This window comes from Pseudomonas sp. rhizo25, from assembly GCF_031931935.1.
GTDB classification, from domain to species: Bacteria; Pseudomonadota; Gammaproteobacteria; order Pseudomonadales; family Pseudomonadaceae; genus Aquipseudomonas; species Aquipseudomonas synxantha.
On the sequence record NZ_JAUJXA010000004.1, the window covers coordinates 350,415 to 369,171 of the forward strand.

17 protein-coding genes are annotated in these 18,757 nt (G+C 61.5%); 11 read left to right on the forward strand and 6 right to left on the reverse strand.

Annotation, left to right across the window (positions count from 1 at the left end; translation table 11 throughout):
- Positions 1-108: 108 nt before the first annotated feature.
- A complete protein-coding gene (locus QZR30_RS11430) occupies positions 109-819 on the forward strand; it encodes a PqiC family protein (RefSeq protein WP_043047900.1) in 711 nt (236 codons plus the stop codon).
- 174 nt (positions 820-993) lie between these two features.
- Here the strand turns inward: QZR30_RS11430 and QZR30_RS11435 are convergent, their stop codons facing one another.
- Positions 994-2,529 carry an AhpA/YtjB family protein gene (locus QZR30_RS11435; protein ID WP_046070632.1) on the reverse strand — a complete coding sequence of 512 codons (1,536 nt, stop codon included), beginning with the start codon at positions 2,527-2,529 and terminating at the stop codon, positions 994-996.
- 133 nt (positions 2,530-2,662) lie between these two features.
- On the opposite strand from QZR30_RS11435, the gene serB reads away from it, so the two are divergent.
- Positions 2,663-3,877 carry a phosphoserine phosphatase SerB gene (gene serB / locus QZR30_RS11440; RefSeq protein ID WP_056847110.1) on the forward strand — a complete coding sequence of 405 codons (1,215 nt, stop codon included), beginning with the start codon at positions 2,663-2,665 and terminating at the stop codon, positions 3,875-3,877.
- Positions 3,878-4,008: 131 nt separating this feature from the next.
- On the opposite strand, the gene asd is transcribed toward serB, so the two are convergent.
- The 3 genes from asd to QZR30_RS11455 are packed head-to-tail and all read right to left on the reverse strand — an operon-like array spanning position 4,009 to position 7,293.
- The gene (asd, locus tag QZR30_RS11445) at positions 4,009-4,869 is read right to left on the reverse strand and encodes an archaetidylserine decarboxylase (RefSeq protein WP_056847109.1); all 861 of its coding nucleotides are present in this window, start codon (positions 4,867-4,869) and stop codon (positions 4,009-4,011) included.
- Positions 4,870-4,884: 15 nt separating this feature from the next.
- Complete coding sequence (locus QZR30_RS11450) at positions 4,885-5,700, reverse strand: rhodanese-like domain-containing protein (protein WP_046070635.1); 816 nt, start codon at positions 5,698-5,700, stop codon at positions 4,885-4,887.
- Between the two features lie 57 nt (positions 5,701-5,757).
- Positions 5,758-7,293, reverse strand: a complete 1,536-nt coding sequence (locus tag QZR30_RS11455; RefSeq protein ID WP_311903320.1) for an HDOD domain-containing protein — start codon at positions 7,291-7,293, stop codon at positions 5,758-5,760.
- Between the two features lie 166 nt (positions 7,294-7,459).
- Here QZR30_RS11455 and motA point away from each other — a divergent pair, with 166 nt between their 5' ends.
- Both motA and motB read left to right on the forward strand, forming a co-directional pair.
- Positions 7,460-8,311 (forward strand): flagellar motor stator protein MotA, encoded by an 852-nt coding sequence (gene motA / locus QZR30_RS11460; protein ID WP_043047893.1) that lies wholly within the window; start codon positions 7,460-7,462, stop codon positions 8,309-8,311.
- Positions 8,312-8,314: 3 nt separating this feature from the next.
- Positions 8,315-9,334, forward strand: a complete 1,020-nt coding sequence (gene motB / locus QZR30_RS11465; RefSeq protein ID WP_046070637.1) for a flagellar motor protein MotB — start codon at positions 8,315-8,317, stop codon at positions 9,332-9,334.
- 168 nt (positions 9,335-9,502) lie between these two features.
- Here motB and rsgA read toward each other — a convergent pair whose 3' ends face one another.
- A complete protein-coding gene (gene rsgA, locus QZR30_RS11470) occupies positions 9,503-10,534 on the reverse strand; it encodes a small ribosomal subunit biogenesis GTPase RsgA (RefSeq protein WP_005784215.1) in 1,032 nt (343 codons plus the stop codon).
- 108 nt (positions 10,535-10,642) lie between these two features.
- On the opposite strand from rsgA, the gene orn reads away from it, so the two are divergent.
- Together orn and QZR30_RS11480 are read left to right on the forward strand one after the other, a co-directional pair.
- The gene (gene orn / locus QZR30_RS11475) at positions 10,643-11,185 is read left to right on the forward strand and encodes an oligoribonuclease (RefSeq protein ID WP_068966050.1); all 543 of its coding nucleotides are present in this window, start codon (positions 10,643-10,645) and stop codon (positions 11,183-11,185) included.
- Between the two features lie 131 nt (positions 11,186-11,316).
- Positions 11,317-11,934, forward strand: coding sequence for a trimeric intracellular cation channel family protein (locus QZR30_RS11480; protein ID WP_172833454.1), 618 nt, complete (start codon positions 11,317-11,319; stop codon positions 11,932-11,934).
- Here QZR30_RS11480 and queG read toward each other — a convergent pair.
- Positions 11,931-12,995: a tRNA epoxyqueuosine(34) reductase QueG gene (queG, locus tag QZR30_RS11485; RefSeq protein ID WP_046070638.1), complete on the reverse strand. Its 1,065-nt coding sequence runs from the start codon at positions 12,993-12,995 to the stop codon at positions 11,931-11,933. The two genes, QZR30_RS11480 and queG, sit on opposite strands and share 4 nt — an antisense overlap.
- A gap of 63 nt (positions 12,996-13,058) precedes the next feature.
- Here queG and QZR30_RS11490 point away from each other — a divergent pair, with 63 nt between their 5' ends.
- Genes QZR30_RS11490 through miaA form a run of 5 tightly spaced genes read left to right on the forward strand, consistent with a single transcriptional unit; the run spans position 13,059 to position 18,703 of the window.
- Positions 13,059-13,919, forward strand: a complete 861-nt coding sequence (locus QZR30_RS11490) for an NAD(P)H-hydrate dehydratase (protein WP_046070639.1) — start codon at positions 13,059-13,061, stop codon at positions 13,917-13,919.
- Positions 13,907-14,377, forward strand: a complete 471-nt coding sequence (gene tsaE / locus QZR30_RS11495) for a tRNA (adenosine(37)-N6)-threonylcarbamoyltransferase complex ATPase subunit type 1 TsaE (protein ID WP_068966055.1) — start codon at positions 13,907-13,909, stop codon at positions 14,375-14,377. Before QZR30_RS11490 ends, tsaE begins: the two co-directional genes overlap by 13 nt.
- 17 nt (positions 14,378-14,394) lie before the next feature.
- Positions 14,395-15,816 (forward strand): N-acetylmuramoyl-L-alanine amidase, encoded by a 1,422-nt coding sequence (locus QZR30_RS11500; RefSeq protein ID WP_056847107.1) that lies wholly within the window; start codon positions 14,395-14,397, stop codon positions 15,814-15,816.
- Positions 15,816-17,732, forward strand: a complete 1,917-nt coding sequence (mutL, locus tag QZR30_RS11505; RefSeq protein ID WP_046070642.1) for a DNA mismatch repair endonuclease MutL — start codon at positions 15,816-15,818, stop codon at positions 17,730-17,732. The genes QZR30_RS11500 and mutL overlap by 1 nt, the downstream gene beginning before the upstream one ends.
- Positions 17,732-18,703: a tRNA (adenosine(37)-N6)-dimethylallyltransferase MiaA gene (gene miaA / locus QZR30_RS11510; RefSeq protein WP_046070643.1), complete on the forward strand. Its 972-nt coding sequence runs from the start codon at positions 17,732-17,734 to the stop codon at positions 18,701-18,703. The genes mutL and miaA overlap by 1 nt, the downstream gene beginning before the upstream one ends.
- The last annotated feature ends 54 nt before the right edge of the window (positions 18,704-18,757 follow it).

The window sequence follows — 18,757 nt, forward strand, 5'->3', positions numbered from 1 at the left end:
GCGCATATTCACGGATGATATGGCCTTTCCAGCGCCGGCGTGGCCGAGCGTGTCAGGTTATTTTTAGTATTACATTGTGGTTCGCCTTGTGGCAGCCACCTGGATGGGATGATGACTGCTCCACGCCTTCCTCTATTTTTGATGCTCGCTGGCCTTTTGGGGCTGGCGGGTTGCAGCACGCACCAGCCAGTGTCGCTGTACCAGCTGGACAGCGGAAGTCCGGCTCAACCAGCCCAGACAGCGGGCATGGCGGTATTGCTTGGCCCGGTAGTCGTTGCCGATTACCTGCAACGTGAAACCCTGCTACAACGTCAGAACGACGGCAGCCTGCAAGGTTCCACCGATGGTCGTTGGGCGGGCAGCCTGTCGTCCGATATCAATCAACTGATGTTGCGCCAGGTGGCCGGCCAACTGGACAGCCAGCGCGTAGTGCTGGCACCAGGGCCATCCGGGTTTACTCCGGATGTGCAGGTGCTGTTGACGATCACGCGGCTTGACTCCGGCAAGTCGCAACCTGCAATCCTGGATGCACAGTGGCGCCTGATAGACCGTCGTGGGCAGGTGCGGGATAACCGCATCGTACATCTGCAGGAAGAGCATGCCGGCACCACCGCCTCTCAGGTCCAGGCCCAGGGTGTGCTGTTGCAGCACTTGGCACAGCAGTTGTCGGTGGCGCTCAAGCCACTGGCCAATCAGCCGCCGGTCGCTGCCGAGACACCTCGCAAACAGGCTTCCCAGCCTAAGCCTGCCGCCCCGGAAAAGCCGAAGATGCCGATGGCTACCCCGATTCGTACCGATCTGGAAGTATTCAGGTTCTGACCTGCGTCGCAGACAAACAAAAAGGCCCGCTGAATAAGCGGGCCTTTTTGTTGGGCTGTTCTGTAGGAGCGAGCTTGCTCGCGAAAAGCGTCAACGATAACGCGTGTTTTCTGAATAAGCGCGGCGTCTGTGAGTTTTTCGCGAGCAAGCTCGCTCCTACAAAAAGCCTTAGCCTCAGGGTTTGCGGGTCTCATGCATGCGCGCCAACTGGCGCTCGAGCATCGACGGATACGGCTCCATCAACCGCTCCACGCAGCTTGCCCCTTCAGGGCTGGCAATCGGGCGAATACGGGCGCGTTGGCGGATCAGCGTGTCTTCACTAATCTTGCGCTCCACCAGCAGCAGGTTACGGCTGTGTTGGGACAACGCCAGGGCGTCCTGGGCGATTTCGGTCAGCAGCAGGTCGATCTGGCTCATGCCAAACAGGTCATCGCCTACCGTCAAGCCCAGCTGCAGTTGCAGGGTGATGCCGCTGTCGGCCACTTCGATCTGCAGGGCGTGGCCCAGGGCGCGCAACAGCTCGCCACAGCAGATTGCATTGGTCAGGTAGTCTTCGCCGCTGTCTTCACTATGGAACAGCATCAGTGTGCTGCCATCGTTCAGGGTGTGCAGTTCGCTCTGGTAGAGCGAGGCGGCCTGGTCGAGGCAGTCGCGGTAGCGTTCGAGCAGCTCGGTCAGGCGCGCACGCGGCAGGCGCCGCAATTGCTCCTGCGCACCCAGTTGAACGGCGAGTACGGCGCTGTGCTGCGGCTCGGTGTTCCTTTCCACCGCAACCGGCTTCGGCGCAGCAGCTGGGGCTACGGCCGAGGTATCGCGCAGGTCGGCGAACGGATCTTCGTCGTCCAGCTCGTCTTCTTCGGCCTTTATCACATGGCGCGGCGCTGGCTTCAGGCCGGCTACCGGCGCGCTTTCGTCGAAGCCCGGGTCGCGCAGGTCGCGTACTTCAAACTCAGGCTCGTCGTTGTAGTCGTCGGTGTCGTCGTGCTCTGGCTCAGGTTCGACTTCCGGCACTTTAGGTTCCGGTGCAAAGCTGGCGTGAAGCTGGCGTGCGAGGTCGCCGATTTCGTCCTGGCGATCAGTGGCCGGGGTGTGTTCGTCGATATCCCGCAGCCAGATGCGCAGTTGCATCAGCGGCGTGGAGATATGCCGCCCGAGGCGCAAGCTCAAGGCCAAGGCCAGAGCCAGCAGGATTGCGCTCAAGATGCCCATGCTCTGCAGGCTGATGGTCATCGGTTGCTGGAACTGCTGCATATCAAGGCTGATACGCAGTTGGCCGGCCTTCACATCCTGAAAGGTGATATTGCTCTGGTACAGGCCCTCGGCTTCGCCCAACAGGCCGTTCTTCGGGCGCTGCCCGGCCTCGGCCATAATCCGGTTGTCCACGCTGTAGATAGCGGCATGGGCCACCAGCGGGTTCTTGGTCAGGTTATTGAGCAGCACGTTGAGGCTGAGGATGTCGTTGGACACCAGCAACTCAGTCGCCGACGTGGCGGTCTGGGTCGTCAGGCTCTCGCCCAGGGCATCGGCTTGCTCATGCATGGCCTGCTTGAACTGCAAACCCATCACGCAGGCATAGATCACCAGGGCCAAAGCGACCAGGATCACGTTATGGCTGGCGATGCGTAATGCGATCGGTACACGGCGGTGGCGCAGTGCCCGGAAGATCAGCAGGAAGAAGTTATCGGTTTTTACTGGCGTGGGCCGGTTCACTTGCGCTCGGCTCTTGGTCCGTGAAGTTGACGCGCAGTATAGCGACAGGCCCATGGCCGGCAAAGCGTTGGCTGTGCCCGATGGTCACTGAAAGTGGGTAGAATGCGGTTTTTTTCCAGCCTGGGGGTGCGCTTTGCGCGAAATTGTCCTGATCAACATCACAGGTCTTGACCGACCGGGTCTCACCGCGGCCATTACCGGCGTCCTGGCCCAGGGTGGTGTGAACATTCTCGACATCGGCCAGGCGGTGATCCACGACACCCTGTCGTTCGGCATCCTGGTGGAAATTCCCAGCACCGAGCAGGCCTCTTCGGTACTCAAGGACATCCTGTTTACGGCCTATAAGCTGGATCAACAGGTGCGTTTCACCCCGGTGTCCGAAGCGGACTACCAGCACTGGGTGCAAGGCCAGGGCAAAAAACGCCATATCGTCACCCTGTTGACGCGCAAGGTCACGGCCGAGCAGTTGCAACGCGTCAGCTCCATTACTGCGCAATACGGTTTGAATATCGACCATATCGACCGTCTGTCGGGTCGTATGCCATTGGACACTCCTGCCGACAAGGGCAAGGGCTGCATCGAGTTCTCCGTGCGCGGCGAACCGGCGGATGCGCAAGCGCTACGTGCCGAATTCCTCAGCGTCGCCCAGGAGCTGAATGTCGATATCGCCTTCCAGGAGGATTCGCTGTTCCGTCGCAACCGTCGCCTGGCGGTGTTCGACATGGATTCCACCCTGATCGAAGCCGAGGTCATCGACGAGTTGGCCAAGGCGGCCGGTGTGGGCGAGCAAGTGTCCGCGATTACCGAGCGGGCGATGGCGGGTGAACTGGATTTCCGGGCCAGCTTCAAGGAGCGTCTTGCGTTGCTCAAGGGCCTGGACGTGAGTGTGCTGGACTCCATCGGCGCGTCACTGCGCCTGACCGAGGGCGCCGAGGTTCTGTTCGCCGAACTCAAGCGCCTGGGCTACAAGACCGCCATCCTGTCGGGCGGCTTCACCTACTTCGCCAAGCAGTTGCAGGCGAAGTTGGGCATTGACTATGTATTTGCCAACGAGCTGGAAGTAGTGGATGGCAAGGTGACCGGCGTGGCCGTCGAGCCGATTGTCGATGCGCAGCGCAAGGCGGATCTGCTCAAGGAACTGGCCCACAAGGAAGGCTTGCGGCTGGAGCAGACCATTGCGGTCGGCGATGGCGCCAACGACCTGCCGATGCTGGCGATTGCCGGGCTGGGTGTGGCGTTCCGTGCAAAGCCGTTGGTCAAGCAATCGGCCAAGCAGGCGATCTCGACCTTGGGGCTGGATGGCGTGCTGTACCTGCTGGGCTTGCGCGACCGCGACGGTCAGCTCTAACGACGAAATGCGGTCAAAAATGTGGGAGGGGGCTTGCTCCCGATGGTGGTGGAACAGTCTATACATCTCTGACTGGAATACCGCCATCGGGAGCAAGCCCCCTCCCACATTTGATCTTTGCAGTTTTCAGATCAGGCTTTAGGCAGTGCGATAGCCTGGCCCATCTGCACTGGCGAACCTGCCAACAACGCTTCGGTCCACTTCACCTGGTCCGGCCCGAACAGCACGATGGCGGTCGAGCCCAGCTTGAAGCGACCCATCTCCGCACCCTTTTCCAGGTGAATCGGCGCGCGGGCAGCTTCGTCGTAGTGGAAGGTTTTCAGCTCACGCTTGGGCGGAGTCACCAGGCCGGCCCACACAGTTTCAATCGACGCCACGATCATCGCACCCACCAACACCACCGCCATCGGGCCGCGTTCGGTGTCGAACAGGCAGACCGCCCGCTCGTTGCGCGCAAACAGCTCCGGCACGTTTTCGGCGGTGGTCTGGTTGACCGAGAAAATCCGCCCGGGCACGTACACCATCTCGCGCAAGGTACCGGCCAGTGGCATGTGCACCCGGTGGTAGTCCTTCGGCGACAGATAAATAGTGGCGAAGTCGCCACCCATGAACGGTGCAGCCAGCGCCGCATCGCCACCGAGCAATTCCAGCACGCTGAAGCTGTGGCCCTTGGCCTGGAAGATGCGGCCATGCTCGATCGGGCCTACCTGGCTGACGGCGCCGTCGGCCGGGCTGAGTACCGCGCCTGGGGTCGGGTCCAGCGGGCGGGCGTCGTCTTTCAAGGCGCGGGTGAAGAAGGCGTTGAAATGCTCATAGGCGGTCAGGTCTTCCACCAGGGCCTGGGACATGTCCACCTGATAGCGCTTGGCGAACCAGGCGGTGAAGGCGTTCTTGAACCAGCGCACGCGGCACTCGGCAACGCAGCCGGCCAAGCGTGAGAGCAAGTGGTGCGGCAGCAAGTACTGGCTGAGGATAAACAACTGCTTTTTCATAACTGTCCTTAAACCTTAAATCTCAACGGGGGTGTCGGGGTGGTTGCCCCATTCGCCCCAGGAACCGGCATAACCTTTGACTCGCGGATAACCGAGCGCCTTGGCCACCAGGTAGGTGAAGCCAGAGCGGTGGTGAGTCTGGCAGTGGGTGATGATTTCTTTATCGCGGGTCAGCCCGAGGTCTTCGAGTATCTGCGGCATGTCACGGCGGATACGCAGGTTGCGCGCCTTGTCCATGCCGGCGGTCCATTCGAAATTCACCGCGCCGGGGATGTGACCGCCCTTGGCCGCGAGCACTTTTTCACCGGAGTATTCCAGCGGGCCGCGGGCGTCCCAGATGCCCAGGTCGGCGGCGCCGAGACGGCTTTGCAGGTATTCGCGGGTGGCGGTGGGGCCATCGTGCAGCGTGAGGCTGACCGGGCCGGCGACGGGGGCGGGGGCTTTGGTGGAGAGGGGGAGCTTTTCCTCGAGCCATGCCAGCAGGCCGCCGTCGAGGTAGTGGTATTTCTGATGGCCGATCACGTCGAGCATCCAGATAAAGCGCCCGGCCCAGCCGCCGCCTTCGTCGTCATAGACCACGTAGGTCGCGTCCGGGGTGTGGCCCAGTTCGCCGAACAGTTTTTCCAGGTCGGCTTGGCTGGGCAACAGGCCGGGTGCCGGGGGCTGGCCCAGTTGGGTGCGCTTGGGGTCAACGAAATGCGCGCCGGGGATATGCCCTGCGGCGTAGCGGGCGTCACTGGTGAGGTCCACGACAATCAGGTGTTCGGCATCAAGGCGGCCAAGCAGATCGCTGGATTCGATCACCAGCGGCAAGCCAGAGAAGTCAGGCATGTGAGGTCTCCTGGGCACAAATGTTGGCGATTAAAGACGGCGATTGTAGCGCAAGCATCAGGTGCTGCGGTTGGTAAAGCTGTGCAAGGCCTTTTCGATGCATTGGGCGGTTTTGCCGAACGCCTGCACGGTGGTTTCCGAGAACGGGCCCCCGCCCTGGTCCGCGACGATCAGCATCACCACGCGGCCGTTGCAACTCAAAGAGCGCAACAGCAAGTGCTCGCCGGTGAACAAGCGACGCACGACCGGCGGTAGCAAGGCCGAGAACTGCGCATGGTTGTCGGGGCTGAGCCGCACCTGTGCGGATTTTTCCAGCAGGCGTTGCAGCAATGTGCTGTTGACCACATCCAGGCTCAGGTGCGCGGCGTCCTTGGGCAACCCGTCGGCCTGATGCACGCGTAAGGTACTCAAGGCGCGATCGGCCATGAACAGCAAAACCCGCTGCATACCGCTGGCTACCAAGGCGTTCTTGGCGCAGGTGGTCAAGTGCATGGCATTGGCGAAGCGATTTGGCTCGACGAGCAGCTCGGTGCAGTGCTTGCGCCACACAGCCAGAGACTCGGCGGTGGGCGGCGGCGCGGGCAGCAGGCCGCGATGGACCTTCTGCACATGCCACGGCCAGATCAGCGACAGCGCCGGGTGCCAGAGGTCAGGCATCAAGGTGGTGCGGGCACTGGTCACCGCCTGCTGATGCACCTGCTGCTGCACGTCACTCAATGGCACCTGCAGGTACAGCGCGGTCAGGTATTGCCAACGCTCGGTGTGCGGGCAGGTCCAGGATTCCTGGGCCGACATCGCCAGGCCGTTGGCCAGCAGCACGGTGTTGGCCGGCTGGTTCAGCCAGCGGCGCAGGCTGGGCTCGGCATCGAGCAGTTGCTGGTGACGCAGGGCATCGTCTTCGCGGGCAATGTGCAGCGCCTTGACCAGCAAACGCTGCTCCGCTAACAACAGCTTGTAGCCCTGTGACACCCAGATCGGCAGGTGCCAGGCGTGGGTCAACTCCAGGCAAAGGTCCAGCAAGCGCACGCCGAACAACTCTTGCTCGACCTGGCGCGCCGACTGGCCTTTATGGATCACCCGCAGCTCCCATTCCTCCAGGAGCTTGGGGAAGGCGACGGCCATCGGCCACAGCGGTGACAGAAACAGCAGGCTGCCCCAGTGGATGTCCTGCCACAACCGCGCCAAGCGGCTGCCGAACAAACCGTTGGCTTGCTGGGACGCGTGCTGGCTCACCAGTAGCAGTTGGCGCAATGCCACGGGGATTTCCCGGGCTGGCACTGAGGGCAGGCGCGTCAGCAGTTCTTCGGCGCGCTCGAGGCCGAGGCGGTTAAGCGCGACTTCGAGGTTTTCCGCGGGTTCGGCCAGGCTGCCATGGGTTTGACTGTTGGCTTCGCGCATGACGCTTAGCACCAAGGCCGGACTGTCTTGCATCAGCTCGGCAATATCTCGCAATGAACTGCGACTATCGCGAATGGCCTTGCATACGCGTTCATGGCTGGCCTGGGGCACGGGCAGCAACACATCGTCCAGGCGCTTGATCCAAGCGGCGAGGGTGGTGGGTTTTGCATTGGATACGGTCGTTTCGTTTGCCATGATTGGGGCGCGATCATCACTTGCGTTTAACACGCCCGGAACGGGCCGAATTGGCTTTTCGCCTTAACGGGCTATAGTCTGGCGCAGTTTTGCCGATAAGTAGAACAAGAGTTTTCCGCAACACCCAATATGTCCATGAACCCGACGGCGCAAGTACCCATCTCCTATGGCTAAAATTATCGGCATCATTGTCGTCATCGCAAGTGTGCTCGGAGGGTACGTCCTCTCCCACGGTAAAATCGCCGCGTTGATTCAACCTTTCGAAGTGCTGATTATCGGCGGTGCGGCGTTTGGCGCATTCTTGCAGGCCAACCCCGGCTACATGACCATGCATGTGATCAAGAAGTCGCTGGGCATGTTCAGTTCGCGCTTCTCTCACACCTTCTATCTGGAAGTGCTGGGGCTGGTGTACGAGATCCTCAACAAGAGCCGCCGTGAAGGCATGATGGCGATCGAAGGCGATATCGAAGACGCCGCCGCCAGCCCGATTTTCGCCAAGTACCCGGCGGTGCTCAAAGACGAGCGCATGACCGCGTATATCTGTGATTACCTGCGCATCATGTCCTCCGGCAATATGGCGCCCCACGAGCTGGAAGGCCTGTTCGACATGGAATTGTTCAGCCTCAAGGAAGAGCTGGAGCATCCGTCCCACGCCGTGACCGGCATCGCCGACGGCATGCCGGGCTTTGGTATTGTCGCGGCTGTACTGGGTATCGTGGTGACCATGGCCTCCCTTGGCGAGGGCGACCAGGCGGCCATCGGCATGCACGTCGGCGCGGCGCTGGTGGGGACCTTCTTCGGTATTCTTGCGGCCTATGGTTTCTTTGGGCCGCTTGCCACATCCCTGGCCCACGATGCCAAGGAAGAGGTCAACCTCTATGAAGCGATCAAGGCATGCCTGGTAGCGTCCGCGTCGGGCATGCCGCCGTCGTTGGCCGTGGAGTTCGGGCGCAAGGTGCTCTACCCGAAGCATCGCCCAAGTTTCTCCGAGCTGGAACAAGCGGTTCGCGGTCGCTAAGCCATGGAAAACAACCAGCCAATCATCATCAAGCGCGTCAAGCGCTTCGCTGCGGGGCACCATGGTGGTGCCTGGAAAATCGCCTTCGCAGACTTCGCCACGGCAATGATGGCGTTCTTTCTGGTGCTGTGGCTGATGTCTACCGCCACGCCGGAGCAGAAAATCGCCATCGCCGGTTACTTCAAAGACCCGATTGGCTTTTCGGAAAGCGGCACGCCCTTCGTGATCGACCTGGGCGGCTCTCCGCAGTTGGCGCCTGAACGCACCATCAACCCGGAAGTGCAGACCGAATCGCCCCAGGAAAAAATCCCTATCGAGCGCGATACGGTTGAAACCATGGCCGAGCAGGTCGAGCAGGAGCGCCTGGAGCTGTTGCTGCAGGAATTGCAGAATAAAGTTGAGGAAAATCCGCAGCTGCTGAAATTCAAGGACCAGATTTCCTTCGAGATCACCCCCGAGGGGCTGCGCATCCAGATTACCGACGCCGCCAACCGGCCGATGTTCGACTCCGGCAGCGCGCGCTTGAAACCGTACTTTGAAGACATTCTGCTGGCCATGGCCGACACCATCAAGGCGGTGCCGAACAAGATCAGCATCAGCGGCCATACCGATGCCAAGCCTTACGCGGGCCAGGGCGACTTCGGCAACTGGGAACTCTCGGCCAACCGCGCCAACGCCGCCCGCCGTGCGCTGGTGGCCGGCAGCTATCCAGACCCGCAAGTGGCACGGGTGGTGGGCTTTGCCTCATCGCAGTTATTTGATCCCAAAGACCCGTTCAACCCGGTCAACCGCCGTATCGATATCGTGGTGCTGACCAAAAAAGCCCAGCGTGCGATTGAAGGCGATCAACCACCGCCACCGGTACCGACTCAGGGCGATGGTGCCCCTGGCGAAGTGCCGGCCGACCCCAACGCACTGCCGCCTGAGCAGGAACCACTGCCGGCTCATGAGTTGCGGCAGAAGCTGAACCTGTTTGATGATGGCGGGATGAAGGATCCTACGGTGCCTGCGCCGGCCTCCTAAGCTCCAGATACAACAAGGCCGCGATGATCGCGGCCTTGTTGTATCTACCGTTTCACTGTAGGAGCGAGCTTGCTCGCGAAAAACGTCAACGATAACGTGTGTATTCAGGATGCCCGTGTTGCTCTTGGGGTCTTCGCGAGCAAGCTCGCTCCTACAGAGGCTGGCGGTTTAGTAGCTGCTCTCAGGCAAGCTCGCAATAATCGACCGATAGCTGTTCATCCGCTGCTGTTGCACGCGGCCATCTTCCAGGGCCTTGAGCAATGCACAGCCCGGTTCGCGGTCGTGTTTGCAGTCGCGGAAGCGGCAGGTGCCGATCAGGTCGTTGAACTCGATAAAGCCCGCTTCCACATCGCTGCGGCTGACGTGGCCCAAGCCGAATTCACGAATACCCGGGGAGTCGATCAATTCGCCGCCGCCGGGGAAGTGGAACAACCGCGCGGTGGTGGTGGTGTGAGTGCCCTGGCCGGACAGTTCCGACAGTGGCCCCACGCGGGTATCGACTTCCGGCAACAGGCTGTTGACCAGCGATGACTTGCCCACGCCAGACTGGCCGACAAACACGCTGATCCGTCCGTCCAGCTGCTGTTGCAGCTGTTCCATGCCGTTGCCGTGATGGGCCGACACTTCCAGCACCGGGTAGCCCAGGGTGCGATAGACCGCCAGCAACGCATTGAGCGCCGGGGCGTTCTGCTCGTCGATCAGGTCGAATTTGTTCAACAGCAACAGCGGGCGGATGCCGGCGTGTTCGGCCGCGACCAGGTAGCGGTCGATCAGGTTGGCATGGGGCTCGGGCAGCGGCGCGAACACGATCACGATCATGTCGACGTTGGCGGCTACCGGCTTGAGCTGGCCACGGCTGTCGGGGCGGCGCAGTTCGGTGCTGCGTGGCAATTGGGCGACGATCACGCCGATGCCCTGGTTGCCGGCACGCCACACGACTTTGTCGCCGGTGACCAGCGCAGGCAGGTTGGCGCGCAGGTGGCAACGGGATACTGAGCCTGCGAGCTCGCCTTCCAGCGCCTCGACCTCGACCTGCACACCGAAGTGCGCGATCACCAGGCCGGTTTGTTCTGGGCCGAGGTCGCCGCCCTCGAGTGCTTCCACGGCGGAGGATTCACGTTTGGCGGCGCGTGCGGCGCGTTCACCTTGAATCTTTTCGATGCGCCAGTTTTGGCGACGATTGAGCTGGCGTTTGGCCATTGGTGTTCCGTGTCGATAATGCAAAGGTTAGGTAAAACGGTCGCGAGTCTAGCACGCCCCCGCCTGCTAAACTGCCTGGCTACGCCAAGGTGCCAAGAGAATCAAGCCATGCAAAACCCACAGAACCTGATTTGGATCGATCTGGAAATGACCGGTCTGAACCCTGACACCGACGTCATTATCGAGATGGCGACCATTGTCACCGACAGCAACCTCAACACCTTGGCCGAAGGTCCGGTGATCGCCATCCACCATAGTGACGCCGTGCTCGCCACCATGGACGAGTGGAACACCCGCACCCACGGTAACTCCGGCCTGACCCAACGCGTGCGCAACAGCCGCATCAGCATGGCCGAAGCCGAGGCTGAAACCATCGCCTTCCTGGAAAAGTGGGTACCCAAGGGCAAGTCGCCGATCTGCGGCAACAGCATCTGCCAGGACCGACGCTTCCTTTATACGCATATGAAGGCGCTGGAGAGCTACTTCCACTATCGCAACCTCGACGTGTCGACGTTAAAAGAGCTTGCTGCGCGTTGGGCGCCGGAGGTCAAGGACAGCTTCCATAAAGGCAGCACGCACCTGGCGCTGGATGATATTCGCGAGTCGATTGCCGAGTTGCAGCATTACCGCAAGCATTTCATCAAGGCTTGAAAAAGGGGCGACTGCTGAACATGTGGGAGGGGGCTTTAATGGGTTTGCAAATCCAAGTGTTGGAGAGCGTTTGCCCTCTTTTGGTGCCATCAGCAAATGATTAGACTGCCGGCCTCTCTGCAAGGATCGCCATCATGCTGCTGATGCTCTACCTCATTGCCATCACCGCTGAAGCCATGACCGGCGCGCTGTCCGCCGGCCGGCGCGGCATGGACTGGTTTGGCGTGGTGCTGATCGCCTGCGTGACGGCTTTGGGCGGTGGTTCGGTGCGTGATGTATTGCTTGGTCACTACCCGCTGACGTGGGTAAAACACCCGGAATATCTGGTGCTCACCTCCGTCGCGGCGTTGGTGACGATCTTTATCGCACCGCTGATGCGCCGCCTTCGCTCGCTGTTCCTGGCGCTGGACGCCTTGGGCTTGGTGGCATTTACCCTGATCGGCTGCATGACCGCCCTGGAAATGGGCCACGGCATGCTAGTGGCATCGGTCAGCGGGGTGATCACCGGGGTGTTTGGCGGCATTCTGCGGGATATCTTCTGTAACGACATTCCGCTGATTTTTCGCCGGGAGCTGTACGCCAGCGTGTCATTCCTGGCCGCGTGGTTCTATCTACTGTGCCTGTATCTGGAACTGCCGAGCGAACAAGCAATTCTGCTGACGTTATTCAGCGGCTTTCTATTGCGCCTGCTGGCGATCCGTTTTCACTGGGAAATGCCCAAGTTCGTCTACAACGACGACGTACACTAGCGGGCCGCGTGCTGGTTCAGCGCCCATTCCACATGCTCGCGCACCAACTCCGAAGGGTAATCCCGCCGCGCCTTCAAGGCTTCCAGCACCGGTATGCTCGACGGCGCATTACCCAGGCCTACCGCCAGGTTGCGCAACCAGCGCTCGTACCCGGCACGGCGCAAGGGTGAGCCTTCGGTGCTGCTGAGGAATTTATCCTCGTCCCACATAAACAGTTCGGCAAGCTCCGCGTTATCCAGATTGTGCCGTGGCTTGAAATCGCTTTCGGCGGTGGGTCGTGCGAAACGATTCCACGGGCAAACGATCTGACAGTCATCGCAGCCAAATACGCGGTTGCCGATTAACGGGCGCAGGTCCTCGGGGATGGCGCTCTTGAGTTCGATGGTCAGGTAGGAAATGCAGCGCCGGGCGTCCAATACATAAGGGCCGACGAAGGCATTGGTGGGGCAGATGTCCAGGCAGGCGGTGCAGCGGCCGCAGTGTTCGGTGGCGTGGGGTGGGTCCACCGGCAGCGGCAGATCCACAAACAGTTCGCTCAAGAAGAAATAACTGCCGGCCTTGCGATTGAGTACCAGGGTGTTTTTACCGATCCAGCCCAGTCCGGCTTGTTCGGCGATGGCTTTTTCCAATACGGGGGCGCTGTCGACAAAGGCGCGAAAGCCGAAGGGGCCGATCTGTGCCTGGATGCGATCGGCCAATTGCTGCACGCGCTTGCGGATCAGCTTGTGGTAGTCGCGGCCCAGGGCGTAGCGCGAGATGTAGGCTTTTTCCGGCTTGGCCAGCTGTTGTGCCATCTGGGTATCGCCGGGCAGGTAGTCCATGCGCAGCGACACCACCCGCAAGGTGCCGGGCACCAGTTCGTCGGGGTGTGAACGTTTGCTGCCGTGGGCGCCCATGTAGTCCATCTCGCCGTGGTAGCCCGCGTCGAGCCAGCGTTGCAGGTGCTGTTCATGCTCAGCCAGGTCGAGGCCGCTGATGCCGACTTGTTGGAAACCCAGCTCGCGGCCCCAGTCTTTGATCGATTGGGCGAGGGCGGGCAGATCGGAGGTAATAGCAGGCATGAGACACAGGAAACCACGGGTTAGATGCGTATAATTCTGCCAGACATCGGAGCTTGAAGACGCATGCCTCAGACAAAACACCCAATAACCGACGTTCAGCCCCTGTTGCCCGGCCATTTGCCGCAACTGGCTGCGCGTTCCCCGGATGCCCATAAAGGCCAGTTCGGCCATGTATTAGTCATCGGTGGCGACCGCGGCTTTGGTGGCGCGGCGTTACTGAGTACCGAAAGTGCCCTGCGCAGCGGTGCCGGCATGGTGTCCCTGGCGACCCGCCCTGAGCATGTGCCGGCGGCGCTGGCACGGCTGCCGGAAGTGATGACGGTGGGCGTCAGCTCTGCGAACCAGTTGATGAGCCTGCTGGAAAAAACCTCGGTCATCGTAATTGGCCCTGGCTTGGGCGCCGCGGCGTGGGGCAAAAGCCTGTTGTCCGTGGCGGCCAATGCCCAGCAGCCGCAGGTCTGGGATGCTGACGCCTTGAATCAGCTGGCCACAGGCAGCGTCAGTCTTCCTGCCAATAGCGTGATCACCCCGCATCCAGGTGAAGCCGCGCGGTTGTTGGGCATTTCGACAGCCGAGGTTCAGGCAGACCGCCTTAAGGTGGCGCGCGCGTTGAGCCATACATTCAATGCAGTGGCTATCCTCAAGGGTGCTGGCAGTTTGATTGCCAGCCCTGACGGGCGGGTTGCTCGCTGTGATCAAGGCCACCCGGCCATGGCGACGGCGGGGCTCGGTGATGTCCTGGCGGGCCTGGTCGGTGCCTTGTTGGCCCAGGGCATGCCCGCGTATGACGCAAGCTGCCTGGCCGTGTGGTTGCACGCCACGGCGGGGGATCGCCAAGGCAGTTTTGGTCGCGGTCTGGCGGCCAGCGACCTGATACCTGCCATTCGTCAATTGCTGGAGGAGCAATCGCCGTGCCTGAATTAGTGCTTTTCCTGGCGAATGAAGACGCCATGGTTGCGTTCGGTCAACGCATCTCGCAGGTCACCGCCGGGGCAGGATTGATTTTTCTCGAGGGTGACCTTGGGGCCGGCAAGACCACACTGTCGCGAGGAATTATTCGCGGTCTGGGCCATACGGGCGCGGTGAAAAGCCCGACGTTCACTTTGGTAGAGCCCTACGAGATCGGCGACGTGCGTGCCTTCCACTTCGACCTCTATCGCCTGGTAGACCCCGAAGAGCTTGAATTCATGGGCATCCGTGATTATTTCGACGAAGATGCGCTATGCCTGATCGAATGGCCAGATAAAGGCACAGGCTTTTTGCCAAAGCCAGACATGACCATTACCATTACGCCGCATGAGCACGGACGTCAGCTGAAGTTGTTGCCCCAGAGCGAGCGCGCTAAAGCTTGGTGCGCCATTCTGGCATTGGAATTCAAATAAAATTGGTGGGGTTAGGTATGCGCTTTCGCGCGTTGGTTGCTGTCGTGGGGGTGTTGCTTGCGGCAATGACTGTCAATGCTCTGGCTGCTTCACAGGTAAAGAGTGTTCGCCTGTGGCGAGCGCCGGATAACACGCGACTGGTGTTCGACCTGTCTGGCCCGGTCCAGCACAGCGTCTTTACCCTGACGGCGCCTGATCGCCTGGTGATCGACATCAACGGTGCGAGCCTGGCCGCGCCGCTGAAGGTGTCTACCGCCAACACGCCAATTACCGCCATGCGCTCGGCCCAGCGTACGCCGACCGACCTGCGCGTGGTCATCGACCTGAAAAAGGCCGTGACCCCCAAAAGTTTTTCGCTGGCACCCAACGCCCAATACGGCAACCGCCTGGTGGTCGACCTGTTCGACAACCCTGCCGACGCCGCACCGCCGCCTGCGCCGACGCCAAGCGTGGCGACGGTACCGGCGGTGCCGGTCAACCCTTCGCAACCCCAGGTCAAGCTGCCACCTCCGCCGCCCGCACCGGCTGGCAAGCGCGACATCATCGTGGTGATCGACGCCGGCCACGGTGGCGAAGACCCGGGTGCCTCCGGCTCCCGCGGCCAGCATGAGAAGGACGTGGTACTGGCGATCGCCCGCGAGCTGCAGCGCCAGATCAACGGCATGAAGGGCTACCGCGCCGAGCTGACGCGCACCGGTGACTACTTCATTCCTTTGCGTGGCCGTACCGAAATCGCCCGTAAGAAGGGTGCTGACCTGTTCGTGTCGATCCATGCCGACGCCGCGCCGTCCACTGCCGCCTTTGGTGCTTCGGTGTTTGCCCTGTCGGATCGCGGCGCCACCTCCGAGACCGCCCGCTGGCTGGCTGACAGTGAAAACCGTTCCGACTTGATCGGCGGGGCCGGCAACGTGTCCCTCGACGATAAGGACAAGATGCTCGCCGGCGTGCTGCTCGACCTGTCGATGACCGCCTCGCTGACCTCCAGCCTGAACGTCGGCCAGAAAGTCCTGAGCAACATCGGTCGCGTCACCTCGCTGCACAAACAGCGCGTGGAACAGGCCGGGTTCATGGTGTTGAAGTCGCCGGATATCCCGTCGATCCTGGTGGAAACCGGGTTTATCTCCAACGCCAACGAGGCGTCGAAACTGGCCAGCGCCAGCCACCAGCAGGCGTTGGCACGCTCGATCAGCGCCGGCGTGCGCCAGTTCTTCCAGCAGAACCCGCCGCCGGGCACCTATATCGCCTGGCTGCGCGACTCCGGCAAGATCGCCCAGGGCCCGCGTGACCATCGCGTGCAGCCCGGTGATACCGTCGCCATGCTGGCAGTACGTTTCCAAGTCACGCCTGCGGCCTTGCGCAGCGCCAATAACCTGAAAAGCGATGAATTGAAGATCGGCCAGGTGTTGACCATTCCCGGCACTGAATTGGCGGCGCAGTAATGAGCGAATCCATCTTGAACAGCGGCTCGCGCATTGAATTGCTCAGCCCGCGTCTTGCCAACCAGATCGCCGCCGGTGAGGTCGTTGAACGCCCGGCTTCGGTGATCAAGGAGTTGCTGGAAAACAGCATCGACTCGGGCGCCAAGCGCATCGATGTCGACGTGGAGCAGGGCGGTGTCAAGCTGCTGCGGGTGCGCGACGACGGCAGTGGCATCTCCGCCGATGACCTGCCGCTGGCCCTGGCCCGCCACGCCACCAGCAAGATACGCGACCTGGAAGACCTGGAGCGGGTCATGAGCCTGGGCTTTCGCGGTGAGGCCCTGGCCTCCATCAGTTCCGTGGCCCGCCTGACTCTCACTTCCCGCACACGCAGTGCCGAGCAAGCCTGGCAAGTGGAAACCGAAGGTCGCGACATGGCGCCTCGGGTTCAGCCGGCGGCGCACCCGGTGGGCACTTCGGTGGAAGTACGCGACCTGTTCTTCAACACCCCGGCACGGCGCAAATTCCTCAAGGCCGAGAAAACCGAATTCGACCACCTGCAAGAAGTCATCAAGCGCCTGGCCCTGGCCCGCTTCGATGTGGCGTTTCATCTGCGCCACAACGGCAAGACCATCCTCAGCCTGCACGAAGCCCACGACGACGCCGCACGCGCTCGCCGGGTGGCGGCAGTGTGCGGTAGCGGGTTCCTGGAGCAGGCACTGCCGATTGAGATCGAACGCAATGGCCTGAGGCTGTGGGGCTGGGTCGGGTTGCCGACGTTTTCCCGTAGCCAGGCCGACTTGCAGTATTTCTTTGTGAACGGCCGTGCGGTACGCGACAAGCTGGTGGCCCACGCGGTGCGCCAGGCCTACCGCGACGTGCTGTTCAACGGGCGGCACCCGACGTTTGTGCTGTTCTTTGAGGTCGACCCGTCGGTGGTCGACGTCAACGTGCACCCGACCAAGCACGAAGTGCGCTTCCGTGATGGGCGCATGGTGCATGACTTCCTGTATGGCACGCTGCACCGCGCCTTGGGCGATGTGCGTCCGGATGACCAACTGTCAGCGCCGATTGTCACGGCCGTGGTACGGCCAACTGGCCCGGAAGCCGGAGAGTTCGGCCCCCAGGGTGAAATGAGCCTGGCCGCCAACCTGCTGCAATCGCCACAGTCGCAACCGACCTACACGGCGCCGAACTCGGGTGCCGGTGCGGGCTATCAGTATCAATACACGCCGCGCCCGCAATCGACAGTGCCGGTGGCCGAGGCCCAGGCGGCGTACCGTGAGTTTTTCGCGCCGCTGCCGGGCGCCGAGCCGGGTATTGCTCCTTCACTGCCGGAAGGCGGCGGTGATATTCCGCCACTGGGCTATGCCCTGGCGCAGCTCAAGGGCATCTACATTCTTGCGGAAAATGCCCATGGCCTGGTGCTGGTGGACATGCACGCCGCCCACGAACGAATCATGTACGAGCGCCTGAAAGTTGCCATGGCCAGCGAAGGCCTCAGCGGCCAGCCGCTGCTGGTGCCGGAGTCCCTGGCGGTGAGCCAGCGCGAGGCCGATTGCGCCGAAGAGCATCACAGTGTGTTCCAGAAACTTGGCTTCGAATTGCAGCGCCTGGGCCCGGAAACCCTGGCGATCCGTCAGATACCCGCATTGCTCAAGCAGGCCGAGGCCAACCGCCTGGTGGCCGACGTGCTGGCAGACCTGATGGAATACGGCACCAGTGACCGTATCCAGGCGCATATCAATGAGCTGCTTGGCACCATGGCCTGCCACGGTGCCATTCGCGCCAATCGCCGCCTGGCCCTGCCGGAAATGAACGGCCTGCTGCGCGACATGGAAAACACCGAGCGCAGCGGCCAATGCAACCATGGCCGACCGACCTGGACCCAGATGGGACTGGACGATCTGGACAAACTCTTCTTGCGCGGCCGTTGATGAGCGCCTTGCCCCCCGCGATTTTCCTGATGGGCCCCACGGCCGCCGGCAAGACCGACCTGGCCATCGAGCTGACCAAGGTGTTGCCCTGCGAGCTGATCAGCGTTGACTCTGCCCTGGTTTACCGGGACATGGACATTGGTACGGCCAAGCCGTCGAAAGCGTTGTTGGCCCAGTATCCGCACCGTTTGATCGACATCATCGACCCGGCCGAGAGCTATTCGGCCGCGGATTTTCGTACCGACGCCCTGGCGGCCATGGCTGAGATCACCGCGCGGGGCAATATTCCGCTGCTGGTGGGCGGTACGATGCTCTACTACAAGGCTTTGCAGGAAGGCCTGGCCGATATGCCGCCTGCTGACGCCCAAGTGCGCGCCGAACTCGAAGAAGAGGCTGCACGCCTCGGCTGGCAAGCCCTACACGACCAATTGGCGGCGGTGGACCCGGTGTCCGCGGCGCGCATTCACCCCAATGACCCCCAGCGCCTCACCCGTGCCTTGGAAGTCTGGCGTGTGAGTGGCCGGACCATGACTGAACACAGGCTGAAACAAAGTGCGCAAAGTGCTGATGCCGGCGCATCTGGACAGTCACAATTGCCCTATACTGTGGCGAACCTGGCCATCGCTCCGGCAAATCGCCAGGTGCTGCATGAACGAATTGCACAAAGATTCACAATTATGTTGGAACAGGGGTTTGTGGAGGAGGTCGTAGCACTGCGTTCAAGAGGTGACCTGCATCCCGGGCTGCCTTCGATACGTGCTGTAGGCTACCGCCAAGTCTGGGATCATCTGGATGGCAAGCTGACGTCAGCCGAAATGCAGGAGCGCGGCATCATTGCCACGCGCCAATTGGCGAAGCGCCAGTTCACCTGGCTGCGCAGCTGGAGCGATTTGCACTGGTTGGACAGCCTGGACAGCGACAATCTGTCACGCGCCTTGAAATACTTGGGAACGGTCTCCATATTGAGCTGAGTCCTTGCAATTGCCGTCTATCCTTGGGGGTGTGGCGGCCATAAGCTATCTATT